General features: G+C 71.6%; 8 protein-coding genes. 5 read left to right on the top strand and 3 right to left on the bottom strand.

What is annotated here, in order from left to right:
• The 4 genes from ACJ8AN_RS05010 to ACJ8AN_RS04995 are packed head-to-tail and all read left to right on the top strand — an operon-like array spanning position 1 to position 8,372.
• Positions 1-2,400, top strand: a complete 2,400-nt coding sequence (locus ACJ8AN_RS05010; protein ID WP_407754072.1) for a hypothetical protein — start codon at positions 1-3, stop codon at positions 2,398-2,400.
• Positions 2,397-5,192, top strand: coding sequence for a Zn-binding domain-containing protein (locus ACJ8AN_RS05005; RefSeq protein ID WP_407754071.1), 2,796 nt, complete (start codon positions 2,397-2,399; stop codon positions 5,190-5,192). The genes ACJ8AN_RS05010 and ACJ8AN_RS05005 overlap by 4 nt, the downstream gene beginning before the upstream one ends.
• Before the next feature lie 15 nt (positions 5,193-5,207).
• Positions 5,208-6,707: a serine/threonine protein kinase gene (locus tag ACJ8AN_RS05000; RefSeq protein ID WP_407754070.1), complete on the top strand. Its 1,500-nt coding sequence runs from the start codon at positions 5,208-5,210 to the stop codon at positions 6,705-6,707.
• Between the two features lie 18 nt (positions 6,708-6,725).
• Positions 6,726-8,372 carry a serine/threonine-protein kinase gene (locus ACJ8AN_RS04995; protein WP_407754069.1) on the top strand — a complete coding sequence of 549 codons (1,647 nt, stop codon included), beginning with the start codon at positions 6,726-6,728 and terminating at the stop codon, positions 8,370-8,372.
• Here ACJ8AN_RS04995 and ACJ8AN_RS04990 read toward each other — a convergent pair.
• Positions 8,369-9,292, bottom strand: a complete 924-nt coding sequence (locus tag ACJ8AN_RS04990) for a LysR substrate-binding domain-containing protein (protein WP_407754068.1) — start codon at positions 9,290-9,292, stop codon at positions 8,369-8,371. The two genes, ACJ8AN_RS04995 and ACJ8AN_RS04990, sit on opposite strands and share 4 nt — an antisense overlap.
• Positions 9,293-9,365: 73 nt before the next feature.
• Here ACJ8AN_RS04990 and ACJ8AN_RS04985 point away from each other — a divergent pair, with 73 nt between their 5' ends.
• Positions 9,366-10,370 carry an aldo/keto reductase gene (locus ACJ8AN_RS04985; RefSeq protein ID WP_407754067.1) on the top strand — a complete coding sequence of 335 codons (1,005 nt, stop codon included), beginning with the start codon at positions 9,366-9,368 and terminating at the stop codon, positions 10,368-10,370.
• A gap of 72 nt (positions 10,371-10,442) precedes the next feature.
• Here the strand turns inward: ACJ8AN_RS04985 and ACJ8AN_RS04980 are convergent, their stop codons facing one another.
• Together ACJ8AN_RS04980 and ACJ8AN_RS04975 are read right to left on the bottom strand one after the other, a co-directional pair.
• The gene (locus ACJ8AN_RS04980) at positions 10,443-12,443 is read right to left on the bottom strand and encodes a Kelch repeat-containing protein (RefSeq protein ID WP_407754066.1); all 2,001 of its coding nucleotides are present in this window, start codon (positions 12,441-12,443) and stop codon (positions 10,443-10,445) included.
• A 237-nt stretch (positions 12,444-12,680) separates the two neighbouring features.
• Positions 12,681-14,084: a pyridoxal phosphate-dependent decarboxylase family protein gene (locus ACJ8AN_RS04975; RefSeq protein ID WP_407754065.1), complete on the bottom strand. Its 1,404-nt coding sequence runs from the start codon at positions 14,082-14,084 to the stop codon at positions 12,681-12,683.
• Position 14,085: the final 1 nt, after the last annotated feature.

Raw genomic sequence — 14,085 nt, 5'->3', positions numbered from 1 at the left:
TTGGACGCCGCCGTCTCGTACCCCACCGTCCTGCTCGGACTGGGGCGCTTCGGCCACGAGGTCATCGGCCGCGCCCTCCAGTCCCTGGAGGCCTCTTCGCCGTTGCTCGGCGTGCTGCGCTGCGAGCCCTCGGGCGTGGCCGCCGGGCTCCAGCCCCTGCTGGAGGACCTGTTGCGCGCGGGCCGTGGCTCGGGCGAGCGGCGCGACCAGCGATTGGATGTCATTGCCTTCGTCGCCGCGTTGCAGGGCGGTGAGGAGGACCTGCTCGTCGCGTGCGAGCAGGCCGCGCGTCTGCTCGCGGAGGGCTATGGCGCGATGTTCCCTCCGGACCGGCCGCCGGAGCAGCGCACCGCCACGCTCCACCTGGTGGTGCAGGTGCCGGCGCTGAGCAACCCGAGGGCCTCCGTGGCGCTCGCGCGGCTGGCCGCTCTGGAGAGCTGGGCCCGCGCCCGCCCCGTGTTCCCCCTGCTGGCCCGCATCTGGGTCGTGTCCCAGCAGACCGCCGCGGGCACGCTCACCTCCGAGGAGATGGTGTCCACCTGCGCGTCCTTCGCGCTCGGCATGGTGGCCTCGGGGCTGCGCACCGAGGACGAGGTCTCCCGCCGCATGGCCCACCCGGCTCGCGACGAGGGTCTCGTGGGCTTCGTGTCGCTGGCCTCGGTGGAGTTGCCCGAGTCGCGCCTGCGCTCCTACGCCGCCGCGCGTGCCGCCTATGACGGGCTCGGGGTGCTGGTGGATCGCATGCAGCAGCCCGTGGCGGACGCCACCCTGGCCATGGGCGCCATCTCCGCGCTGCACCATGACCGGTGGTTGGCTCCCTTCGTCGAGGGCCAGGCCGCGCAGCTCTCCCGCCGTCTCGCCGCCGAGCTGTCCCGCTCTCCGGTGGACCTGCCCGCGGACATTCGCGTGGGGCCGCTCGATACGCCCGAGGAGATTCGCGCCAACCACGCCGGACTCTTCAAGCCGGCCTCGGTGGAGACCTCGCCGACCACGGTGGACCAGGCCCGCACCGATGAGGCCTTCCGCGCGCTCGATCGCGCCGAGGCCGAGGTGGCTACCTCGGTGGAGCAGGGCATCCAGGCGGTGTTCGATGCCTCGCTCGGGCCCTCGTCCGGCCTGTCGCAGCTGCCTTCCGTCGAGCAGGGGCTGAAGCGCGTCATCGCGCAGCTCCACGACGAGCAGGCCCAGGAGGACACGACGCTGCGGAAGTTGGATCCGTCCCAGCCTCCAGGCCCTCTGGTGGATCCGCACCGCGAGGAGCTGGAGCACGCCCTCATGGAGCTGCCCTCGCGACGGCTGGCACTGGCGGCCGCGGCGGCGCTCGCGTTGGCCGTGCTGCTGGGCGTGTCGTTCGGCTTGCTGTCCCTCATGAATCCGGCCACGGCTGCCACGGGCACGGGTGGACCTCCGCGCGTCGTGGTGTCGGCCACGGCCACCCCGGCCGCCACGGGCTTCGACTGGCACGAGGCCCTGCCGTGGATCTTCGGTGTGCTCGCCGCGCTGGGCGCTGGAGCCGGGTGGCTCTACCTGGTTGGCAACCAGACCCGGAAGGAAGTGCGCCGCGTGCTGAAGCTCCGGCGGGATGCGCTCGAGTCGCTCGTCAGCCGGGGTGGGGGAGGGCGGCGTGCGAAGCAGGCGGAGTTGCAGCTCGTGGTGCGCCGCAAGCGGGCCCGCCGGAGCGCCATCCTCGCGCTGGAGAACGCCGTGGCCCGGCTGCAGGCCGTGCGTCACGCGCTGCTCGAGGCGAGGGACAAGAAGCGACAGGAGCTCCTGTCGCTCGGTGTGACTCCGGCCGCCGAGGCGCGGTTGGATGACCTCGGACAGTTGCTCGGCGCGGGAGGGCTGCTGCATGGCTCGCTGGTGCCGCCGGAGGTCATCAGCCGGTGGATCGCCGCGCGCAGGGAAATCACTGAGGAGCGCGTCTGGGCCGATCGTCTCCTCGAGGGCGCATGGCCCGAGGGCGGGTTGCTCGAGGACGTGCCGTGTGGAGACCCCGAGCACATCGCCGAGCTGAGCCGCCGTCAGGTGCAGCCCATGGGCGAGCGCAGTGTGCTGGATGACGCCGAGGGCGGACAGCAGGCGGCGGACGTGCTGCGTGACTTCGGCTCGCGGATGGGCGCGGTGCTCGCTCCGCCGTGCCAGCCGTTGAACGCGCATGGAGACCCGGTGCTCGGCTTGCGCCCGGGCGAGGGCTTCGTCATCGCTCCGTCGGCGGGGCGCGACACGCTCGATGCCGGCCTGCGCGACATGCCCACGCGGCTGCCCGTGCTCTGGTCTCCCTCGAAGGCCGCGCGGGTCATCTTCCTGCGCACCTGGGAGGGCTTCTCCGTGGAAGAGATGACGCGGGGGGCTCGCGCCACTCCGCAGCCGGCCATGGCCGCCCCGCGAGGTGCGCGATGACGCTGCAACTCCCGCATCCGTCCCAACTGACGACGGCGGTGCGCCTGCTGGTGTGGATGCTGGTGCTCGCCACGCCCCTGATGGCCTGGGTCCTGGCGGCGCTCCTGGTGGGCCCCGGTCCCAACTCGCGCTGGCGCCGCGCCGCGCTCCCCGTGGGCAAGGCCGTCTTCGTCACCCTGGCGCTGGTGCTCGTCACCCGCCTGGTCGAGGCCGCCAGTGCCTCCATGCATGATGGGCCGCTCGGCTGGCTTCGCGAGCTCACGGCGCTGCCGCAGATTCCAGGCCCGAACGGCGCTCCGGTGACGGTGCAGGCGACCTGGTACCCGCTCGACGCGGTGCTGCTGCTCGTCCTGCCCCAGGCCGCCGCCTTCCTCCTCGCGACGGGCGTGTTCGCGCTCCAGGAGTCCAACCACAAGAGCCTCACGTCCTTCCGCGTGCCGCTCGCGGACCCGCTGGCACTCGTCCTCATCGCCGTGCCGGTGCTGGCCCTCATCGCGGTGAATGGGCCGTGGCAGCAGGACAAGCCCCGCGCGCTGCTCGATCTCGGCGCCGTGCTGCCCATGCTGTGCGTGGCGCTCGCGGTGTGGACGCGCGCCGAGCGCCTCGCGCCTCCTCCCGTGAAGGAAGAGGCTCCCCAGCCCCAGGTGCCCGCGCTCCCTCGCGCGGACGTGCCGGGGATGTGGCGCAAGCTGGGCGCCATCGAGACCAACGGGCGTCCGCTGCTCGCGACGCAGGGGGTGGCCAACCCGGAGCCGGCTCCAGCCTGGAGCGCCGCCGCGTGGCGGGACTCGGGGGCCACCGGGGCACCGCCTCGGGCGCTGGAGGAGATCGCCAGCGCGTGGAGCACGCCCACCCAGGGCTGGCTCGTGGGCGACCTGCCCGACCCGACCGAGCATCACTTCCTCATCTCCTGCGTGTTGCTCGCGCTCCAGCGCGAGGGCCTGCCGTGCGTCGTCATCAGCGACGAGCCCGAGGCGCTGCGCGACGCGGTGCTCGAGGCCATTGCGCGCAGTGGCTCGTGGCCCTCGGGGCCGCTGCTGGCGGGCGAGGCGGCGATGCGCGAGGCCTTCGCGGGCAACCGCATGCCGGCCGCCGTCTTCCTCGACGTGGAGCAACTGTCCGCCGGAGGCATCCGCGCGCTCTCCGAGACGCGTGGGGGCTGTGGCCGCCTGTGGGCGCGCTCGGTGGGGCTGGTGGTGCTGTCTCGAGTGGACCGGGGCACGCCGCTCGCGTCCACGCACCGCATGTTCACCCTGCGGCGGCTGGAGCTGGCGCTGTCGGCGGCCGGGGCGCGGTGGAACGTGCTGGCCACGGGCGTGGGCGGCGCGGGCACGCGAGGGCTGGTGGAGCAGATGTTCCCCGGCATCTCCGTGCGCGAGGTGCCCTTCACGCCGCGCGCGGCCGCTCCCGTGCGCGTCTGGCGCGTGGTGGAGGGTTTCCGCTCGCAGCCCGGGACGCCGTGGGTGCGCCGGGCCCTGGAGCCGGTGGTGGGGGCGAAGCTGCCCGCCGCGGTGGGAGACCCGGGTGGGGCCTTCGACCTCAAGGCCGTGGACTTCTGGGGCGGCGAGCTGCGCTTCGTCCGCGACGTGTCCCTCTTCGGCGTGGCCTCGGTGGGTACGCTGGACGAGGCGTGGCTGGTGGCCTCGTACCGGGCGCTTCCGCACCGGGTGCCGCTGGCGGACGGGCAGACGCATGATGCGCTGTGGGGGCTCGCGGACAACCCGGTGACGCGCTTCCTCACGCGCGATGGCAACCTGGATGGGCTCTCCCGCCACGGCATGCTGATGCCGCCGCGTCCGCTCGTGGGCTACCACAACGGCGCGCTGGCCACGGCGCACCTCAAGGCGGCCATGCAGGAGGGCTCGCAGGACGTGGAGTCGCTGGCGGCCGTCTTCGGGCGCTCGCGCGTGGAGCAGGTGCTGGGTCCGAAGTTCCGGCCCGAGCGGCACGTGGTGCGTCTGGCCCAGGGCCGCGAGCCCGTGCGCAGCCCCGTCGTCCCCGCCGGAGTCTCCGAGGCCGTCAATCCGCTGCGGCGCACGGTGAGCGAGCAGGTGGTGCGCATCCTCGACGTGCACAGCGGCCAGGTGCTCACCGAGGTGGACCGGCTGCTGGTGGAGACGCGCTACTACCCGGGCCGCGTGTTCGCCGTGGGCGACGCGCGCTACGAGGTGCCACTGCACTCGCTGGACACCAAGCGCAACGAGCTGCGCGTGAAGCCGGTGCCCAATGACCGGCCCCTCACGAAGCCGCAGCTGCGCATCCAGTTCGAGTCCGCCACGGTGGTGGAGTCTCCGCAGACGGTGCGCACCGGGCGGTGCGTGTACCAGGTGTGCACGCTGGACGCGACGGTGGTGGAGAGCGTCACCGGCTACTCGCAGCTGGGGCGGCCGGGCCGGGTGGACGTGGGCGCGGTGAGCTGCCGTTACCGCACCCGCGTGCGCGGCGTCTTCTTCCCCGCGGCCACGTCGCCGAACGTGCTCGTGCACCTGGCGCGCTCGGCGGACGGAGTGCTGGTGGCGCATCTGCTCTCCAACGACGAGGACATGGATGTGGTGCCAGTGGGGCCGGGCATGTTCCCCGAGGCCCCCGCGGGCATCGTGGTGGTGGATCGGCACCTTCAGGGCATGGGCGTGGCCGAGGCGTTGGACCTGGCGCTCGTCGACGACACGTTCAAGTGGGTCCGGGCCATCCTGGCCAATTGCAAGTGCGCGAACGGGTGCCCCGAGTGCACGCCCCAGGACGTGCTCGCGTCCGGGGCCGACAAGTCGGGCGTGCTCGGGCTGTTGGGATAGGCGGAGGTAATCGCCATGACGGGTGAGCGTATGAGTGGTGACATGAACCTCCTCCAGCCGGGAACGCAGCTGGACGGCCGCTACGAAGTGGTGAGGCTGCTCGGGCAGGGCGGCATGGCCGCGGTGTACGAGGTGCGCCACCTCGGGCTGCACAGCACGCACGCGCTGAAGGTGCTCAACGAGGACTACGCGCGCAGCGATGACATCCGCGGGCGCTTCCTCGCCGAGGGCCGCATCCAGGCGAAGCTGCGCCACCCGAACATCGTCCAGGTGACGGAGATCGTCACCACGCCGGTGGCGGGCCTGGTGATGGACTACATCGAGGGCCCCACGCTCAGCGAGCTCTGCCGGGGGCAGGGGCTGGAGCCCAAGGTGCTCCTCGAGGTGTTCACGCCCGTGCTGGACGCCATCGAGGAGGCGCACAAGCGCGGGGTGGTGCACCGGGATCTCAAGCCGGACAACATCATCATCGGCCGGGACAGCCGGGACCGGCTCCAGCCGAAGGTGACGGACTTCGGCATCGCCAAGATGCTCGAGGGCGAGGGCCAGGATGGCAAGGCGCGCACCCAGGCGGGTGCTCGCATGGGCACGCTGCTGTACATGAGCCCGGAGCAGATCCGCGGCGCCGCCGAGGTGGACGCGCGCACGGACATCTTCGCGCTGGGCGCCATCCTCTACGAGGCCGCCACGGGGCGCGTCGCGTTCCACGCCTCGAGCGACTACGACACGATGAAGGCCATCGTGGAGGGCACCTACGCGCCTCCCGAGCGCGTCGTGACGGGGCTCCCTCCCGTCATCGCGGGCTGCATCCGCAAGGCGCTGGCCGTGGACCCCGCCGAGCGCTTCCAGGACTGCGCCGCCTTCCGCTCGGCCCTGGAGCAGGTGTTCGAAGCCGAGCCGTCCGTGCCCCAGAAGCCGTCGCGCTCGTACGCGGTGACGCAGGTGGGGAACACGCCGCCCGCGGCCCGGAAGCCCTCCGCGCCGCCCATCGACGTCACGCCCGACGAGAATCCCGCCGCCTTCGCGCCGACGTACGTCCCCTCCGAGCATCGCGCGCCGGACACGTCCCGGTTCCCGTCCTCCCCGCCGCCTCCGGCACCTCCGCCGCCCGCTCCCTCGCCCGCTCCCGCCGCGCCGGGACCGTCCGCGCTCGCGCCCGTGCCCCCTTCGTCGCTCCAGCGGCCTTCCGCCAATGCCGTGCGGCCGCAGCCCCTGGCCCGGCCGGGGGGCCTGCCGGGTTTCCAGGAGGGGAACCCGCTCGCTCCCAAGCCCAACGTCTCGCCCGGCCTGGCCGTGGCCCTGAGCCTGCTGTGCGTGCCTGGGCTCGGGCAGCTCTACAACGGGCAGGTGCTCAAGGGGCTTCTCTCCCTGGGCCTGTCCGTGGTGATGCTGGTGAATGGGCCCGGTGGGTTCTGCCTGTGCTTCATGGGCTATCTCGCGGCGGCCGTCGACGCGTACCGCATCGCCGACAAGCGTCGGAAGGGGCTGCCCGTGGGCCCCTGGGACTCCTTCTAGTTGGGGTAGATTCGCCGCATGTTGAGCCCGGGGAACGTGGTCGAGCGCTACGAGGTGGAGCGCGAGCTGGGCGGCGGCGGCATGGCGCGCGTCTACAAGGTGCGCCATGTGGCCCTGGGCAGCGTGCATGCGCTCAAGGTGCTCGACCCGGAGCTGGTGGGGAACGCCGAGCTGCGTGCCCGCTTCCTCGACGAGGGCCGCATCCAGGCGCGCCTGAAGCACCCGAACATCCTGGGCATCACGGACGTGGTCGCGGCCCCCGGGGTCGCGGGCCTGGTGATGGACTACCTGGAGGGCGAGTCGCTCGACAAATACCTCGCCCGCGCGACGCGGCCCCCGCCCGCGGACGAGGTGCGTGAGATCTTCCTGCAGGTGCTCGAGGGCATGGAGTTCGCCCACGAGAACGGCGTCATCCACCGCGACCTGAAGCCCTCCAACATCTTCCTGGAGCAGGCCCGTGGCCGGCGGACGGTGCGTGTCCTCGACTTTGGCATCGCCAAGGTGGCCAGCGATGAGAGCCGGCCCACGACGCGCACCGGCACGCGCATGGGCACCCCGCAGTACATGAGCCCGGAGCAGATTCGAGCGGCCGGAGACGTCACTCCGCGCTCGGACATCTTCTCGCTCGGCGTGACGCTCTATGAGCTGGCCACGGCGCGCCCGTGCTTCGAGGGCGAGAGCGACTTCAACATCATGGAGAAGATCGTCCGGGCCGGGTTCGTGCCGCCGCGGGTGGCGCACCCGGACCTGGAGCCCGGGCTCGTCGCGGCCATCCTCAAGGCCATGGACCTGGAGCCGGAGCGGCGGTTCGCCTCGTGCCGGGAGTTCGCCGCCGCGCTGGCGGTGGAGACTCCGGCGGAGCAGGAGAAGGAGCCCGCCGCGGAGCCACCTCCCGCCCCCCGGTCGGCGACGCCCCTGCGTGTCCCCGTGACGAGAGTTCCAACTCCCGCGCCAGTGCCCGCCGTGCCCGTTGCCGTGCCCGCGGCCGTGAGCCCTCGGAGCATGGCCGTGCTCGCCCAGGAGCCCAGGTTGGTGTCCTCCACCCAGCTGCCCGCGCAGCGAGCCGTGGCGGTCCAAACGCCGCCTGCTCCCCTCCGGGCCGTCGTGCCGGCGCCCGCCGCTCCCATCGAGAAGAGCGCGCCCGCTCCGCTCCGTGAGCGCCCCCAGCCCGCGAAGAAGCCCGAGCCGAAGAAGCCCGAACCCTCATCCGAGGAGGAGGGCCCGCCGCGCCGGAGGGCCTGGCGCTGGGCCCTGCTGTTCGCGCTCGCTGGGCTGGCGGCCATGTTCGGTCCGGGCTTCGTGGGGATGCTCCTGCACCGGGGGGCGCCGCCGAGCCTGCCCGCGCCGAAGGGGAGTGTGAACACGGCTCCGCCGGGCACCCGGCTCGGAGGTTCGTCCGGCACGCCGTCCGCTCCCGCCGTGCGCGACGAGAGCCTCCGCATCGAGATTCGTCCCGCGCAGCGCACGATGCTGGAGTTGATGGACCCTCGGGGCAGACGCTTCATGGTGCCCAGCCCGTATGTGGAGGCCAATCCCATGCCCGGGGTGTGGCACGTGATGGCGAGGGCTCCCGGTTACGAGGACGAGCGCTGGACCGTGGAGGTCACGCCGGGCAGGCCCGCGAGCCTGAGCGCGAGACTCACGTCGATGCGCGGCACGCCCTAACCCCCGGCGCCTTGCTCCGTCTTCACCACGCGGACCACCAGGCCGCGCATGAAGCGGATGGCCTCGTCGTCCTCGACGGTGCTTCGCCAGAGGAGCTCCATCGGCGCACTGCCCAGGGTCAGCGGGAGCGGGGCCGTGCGGAGGTTCGGGCGCTTCGAGAGGACCTGCTGGGCGACCATGGAGGGCACCGTGGCGAGCAAGGCGCTGCCCTCCACGAGGGCTCCAATGTTGAGGAACGTCGGCACTGATACCCGCACGCGCCGCTGGATGCCGAGCGTGTCCTCGACGACGCCTCGCAGGTCCCCGTTGTACGAGACGATGACGTGCTCGTGCGCGAGGTATCCCTCCAGTGTCGGGCGCTTCCCCAGCCGGGCGTGCCGGGGATCGAAGAGACACACGAAGCCTCCGGTGAACAGCGTGAGGCGCCGCGTATCGGCCGGGAGCTCGTCGGCCACCGTCACCGCGAGGTCCACTTCCGAGGTGCTCAGGGCCTCGGCGATGGTGCGGAACTGGACCGGGCGCACGATGAGCTTCATGCGCGGAGCCTCCTCGGCGAGCACCCGGAGGAGCGGCGGGAGGAGCCACGCCTCGTTCGCGTCCGAGAGGCCGATTCGCACGGTCCGCTCGCTCGTCTTCGGGTCGAACGTCGCGGGAGAGAGGGCGGCCTCGACGAGCGCCTGGAGGTGTGGCCGGGCCGAATCGAACAAGCGCCGCCCGCGTGCCGAGAGCGCGAGCCCGCGTCCGGCCCGGACGAAGAGGGGTGCCCCGACCGCCGTGGTGAGCCGCCGGAGCGCCGCGCTCACCGCGGGCTGCGTGAGGTAGAGCCGGCTCGCCGCCTCGGTGACGCTGCCCGCTTCCGCCACGACGATGAAGACTCGGAGCAGGTTGAGGTCGAGATTCCTCTCATAGATGCCGTGCATGATTGGGATACAGCCTATTCATTGGATTTCAGTGTGTCGATCCGTAGTCTTGGAGGGCAAGGAGAGACGAACGATGGCCACGAACGAAGCGAAGAAGACGCAGCGCGGGGTGAAGCTGGGCTCCACGGGCCCCGAGGTATTCCCGCTGGGTCTGGGCTGCATGGGAATGTCGGGCACGTATGGCGTGACCGATGACGCCGAGAGCATCCGGACGATCCAGACCGCGATCGATCGCGGCGTCACGCTGATCGACACCGGAGACTTCTACGGGATGGGCCACAACGAGCTGCTCGTGGGCCGGGCCATCGCGGGCGGCCGGAGGGAGCGGGTGCAGCTCTCCGTGAAGTTCGGCGCCATGCGAGGGCCGGATAATAGCTGGGGCGGGGTGGACACGCGCCCGGCGGCGGTGAAGAACTTCCTCGCCTACAGCCTGAAGCGGTTGGGGGTGGAGTACATCGACATCTACCGTCCCGCGCGGTTGGATCCCGCCGTTCCCATCGAGGACACCATCGGCGCGATCGCGGACCTGGTGAAGGCGGGCTACGTGCGTCACATCGGACTCTCCGAGGTCGGCGTCGAGACGATCCGCCGCGCCCACCGCGTCCATCCCATCGTGGACCTGCAGATCGAATACTCGGTCGCGAGCCGTGGCCCCGAGGCACAGCTCTTCCCCGCGCTCACCGAGCTCGGCATCAGCGCGACGCTCTACGGCGTCTTCTCGCGAGGCCTCCTCACCGGCAGCAAGCCGAAGGGGCAGGGGGACTACCGCGCCCACCTTCCCCGCTTCACCGGTTCGAACCAGCAGCAGAACGAGGGCGTCGTGAACGAGTTCCAGCGCTTCGCCCGCGAGCGCGGCATGACGCCGGGACAGCTCGCGGTGGCGTGGGTGCTGGCGCGCCAGCCCGCGTTCGTTCCCGTGGTGGGGGCGAAGACCGTCGCGCAGCTCGAGGACTCGCTCGGCGCGCTGGAGCGGCCGCTGTCGAAGAGTGATGCCGAGGCGCTCGAGGCGCTCGTGAAGATCTCCGGCGAGCGCTACGGCGCGGAGCAGATGAAGCACCTGGACAGCGAGCGCCGGTAACGCGTCGGCGCTCTGGCTGCTACACCGGCCGCCGAGAGGAACCCCGGCGGCCGGTGGTGGAGAGGCTCCTGCTCAGTGCGTCTCCAGGCCGTACCACTCGGAGGTGGACTGGCCCTGGGTGCTGACACCGCCGGCGGCGAGCACCCGGCCATCGGACAGCAGCGTGGCCGTATGGGAGTAACGGTTCACGTTCATGCTGACGGTGGGGCTCCAGCGCTGGGTAGCGGGGTCGTACAGCTCGGACGAGGTGAGGATGCCGGTGTAGTCGTGGTAGCCGCCCGCGACGAGCACCTTGCCCGTGACCAGCAGCGTGGCCGTGTGGTAGCGGCGCGGGGTAGCCATGGAGTCGGTGGCCGCCCAGGTACCGGTGGCCGGGTCATACAGCTCCGCCGAGGCACTGAAGGCGTTGTCGCTCCCGCCACCGGCGACGAGCACCGTGCCGTTGGGAAGCAGGGTGGCCGTGTGGAAGCGGCGCGGGGCGCCCAGGCCGCCGGTGGCCGTCCAGGTGCCGGTGGCCGGGTCATACAGCTCCGCCGACTGGAGATGGCCGCCATCGGCGCCGCCACCCCCGGCAACGAGTACCTTGCCATGGGGCAGCAGGGTGGCCGTGTGGTCTCCGCGAGCCGTTCCCATGGCGCCGGTGAACGTCCAGGTGCCGGTGGCCGGGTCATACAGCTCCGCCGAGGTCAGCAGTCCGCCGGTATTGCTGTCCTCGCCGCCCATGACGAGCACCTTGCCCGAGGGCAGCAGGACGGCGGCGTGGTGGGTGCGGTTCGTCAGCAGGCTGCCGGTGGGCGCCCAGCGGCCCGTGGCCGGGTTGTAGATTTCAGCGGTGGCTCCCGTGATGGGGCACGTCCCGCCACCCGCGATGAGCACCCGTCCATCCGGCAGCTTCGTCATCGTGTGGTACCGGTGGGCTGCCAGTGCGTCGCCCGTGCGGGACCAGATGCCGGTGGCCGGGTCATACAGCTCGGTGGTCGTGTTGAAGCCGCCCGCCACCAGGACCTTGCCCGAATTCAGCAGCACGGCCGTGTGCAGCATCCGGTCCAGCGCCATGCTGCCGGTGAGGACCCACCTGGGCTCGGCGGGAGTGCACGTCCTGGCCATCACCTGCACCGTGCCCGTGCAACTCGAGGAGGCGCCGCGCGAGTCGGTGCACGTGAGCTTGACCGTGTTCGCGCCCGCCGAGTAGGGGCACCCCGGTTGCTGCTCGCACTCAATGGCATCGAAGTCGGGGTCATAAGAGCCCGCGTTGATGGAACCACAGCCCTTGCAGGTGGAGTCCGCTTCGACCGTGATGTCCTTGCAGCGGGAGACAGGCGGACGGTTGGCGACGGTGTCACGGCAGCACAGGACGCCACCCCGCTCCGGGCTCGGCTTGCGGATGACGAGGGACTCGCAATAACCCGAGACTCCATCGTTGCAGTTCCAGGGGCTGCCCAGGGCGGAGCAGGCGTTATTGGAGAAACGGTTGAGCACCCCGCAGCCGTAGACACCCGTGGAGCCGAGGTTGCCGCAGCCGAACAGGTCATTCGAGGTTCGCGTCGTCTGGAGACATCCGGCCGCGCAGGTTCCGCCGTTGCACTGCTCACCCGTGTCGGTGCCCGAGGCGCAGACGCCGCAGCCGGTGCTCGACTGGCGGGTGGCGAAGAAGAGTGCCGGATCTTCCGCGAGGGTGGCTCCATTGCAGCCCGTGGGCGAGTTGGTGGCGACATCCGGCTCGTTGTTGCAGACGTGCCAGCCGGGGGAGCAGAGATCGGCCACGTTGCAGCCGGTTCCCGTGGGATTGGCGCTGTCGTCGCCCGCGACACGGCCGCAGGAGGGCGTCACCGTGTCGTAGGTGGGAAGCGTCGGGCATATCGACGCGAAGCCTGGAGTCGAGGGCAGCACGCCCGGGACGCTCCAGCCGCCGCTACAGCCGGCGATGTTCGGGTACTTCGTCTGATCGACGAATCCCTCGCGTTGTCCGTCGGCACAGCCGTTGTCGCTGGCATGCACGGCGGGCGCGATCAGTGAGAAGACCGTGAGCGCGAGCACCTGCGCGCACCACAGTCCCAAGCGTAGAGCTTTCATGTGTGTTTCCCCCTCTGTTGTCGGATGCGTCCCAGCATTGCCCTCACGTCTGGATGGACGCGGAGGCTGGGACAACCCATACACGCAGCGTAGTCGCGGGGCAATCGTGCCGGAGCGCAGGGGAACGAAATGACTCAATAGTCCACGAGCGTGATGGCGTTCGCCACCCGTTTCTTCGAGTCCGGCATGCAGCGGATGCTCGACGGTATCGCCGAGCGGCTCCGCCGGAAGAGATGATCAGCGCGCCAGCTCCTGAGCGGAGGCGAGCACCTCGGACACCACGGTCCGCACGTCCTCGGCCGTGGTGCGGTGGTTGACGAAGCAGGCGCGCAGGGCGAAGCGTCCCGACAGCGTGGCGTTGGAGAGGTAGGCCCGGCCCCGCGCGTTGAGGCGCGCCAGCAGCTTCGCGTTGAAGGCGTCGCGCTCCGGCTCGGGCACGTCCCCGGCGTAGCGGAAGCACACCGCGCTCAGCGGCACGGGGGCGAGCAGCTCCAGCGCCGGCTCGGCCCGCACGAGCCCGGCCAGCCGCCGGGCGTTCTCCAAATCCTTGCGGATGGCCTCCCGGAAGGCGCGCAGCCCGTGGTAGCGCACCGAGAGCCACGGCTTGAGCGCGCGCGCCCGGCGCGAGAGCTCCATGGACTCATCGAAGAAGGCGAAGCCCTCCACGGCGTCCGTGGTCGTGGTGCGCACGTAGTCCCCACTGAAGGAGAACGCGCGGCGCGCGGCGGCGGCGTCCCGGTAGAGCAGCACGCCGCAGTCCACCGGCTGGTAGAGCCACTTGTGCGCGTCCATGGAGAGCGAGTCGGCGAGCGCGAGGCCCTCGAATTGCTCGGGAACGGCCATGGCGGCCAGGGCGCCGTAGGCCCCGTCCACATGCATCCAGAGTCCGTGCCGCCGGGCGATGGCCGCCACGTCCTTCAGCGGATCCACCGCGCCGGTGTTGACGGTGCCCGCGGTGGCGACGACGGCCAGCGGGCGCCTGCCCGCCGCCAGATCCTCGGAGATGGCGTGCTCGAGGGCCTCGGGGCGCATGCGCCACTCCGCGTCCACCGGGATGAGGCGCAGGTTCCTCCGTCCGAGGCCGAGCAGCGCCAGGGCCTTGGGGATGGACATGTGTACCTCGGTGGAGGCGTACACCACCCCCGAGGGCGAGCCCGTCTCGTTGGCCGGGGCCTTCGCCTCGCGCGCCATCGTCAGGCCCATGAGGTTGGCCGCCGAGCCTCCACCCGTGAGGCTTCCGGTGAAGCCCGCGCAGCCCACGGCGGCGGCCAGTCCACGCACCACGGCGCGCTCCAGGCTCACCGCCGAGGGCGACGAGCGCCACGCGGTGACGTTCTGGTTGAGCACGGCCCCGAGGTAGTCCCCGAGCGCGCCCACCGGCTCGCCCGAGCCGAGCACGTACCCGAGGAAGCGCGCGTTGCCCGCGCGGAGGCCCGCCAGCACCGGACCCAGCGCATCGAGCGCGGCGTCCTTCAACCCCTCCTCGGGGAGTCCCTCGGCGAAGAGGGCCTCGGTGGCGGCGCCGGTGGTGGTGGGGGCGATGGCGCGCGAGTCCAGCTCCGTCAGCCACTGCTCGGCGAGGGTGGAGAGCCGGTCGGCCAGGCGCCGGAAGTCCGCGGGGGAGAGCTCGAGTGGAGTCATG

Source organism: Archangium sp., assembly GCF_045802675.1.
Classification (GTDB): Bacteria; Myxococcota; Myxococcia; order Myxococcales; family Myxococcaceae; genus Archangium.
This window is presented reverse-complemented; position numbering and strand designations above follow the sequence as displayed.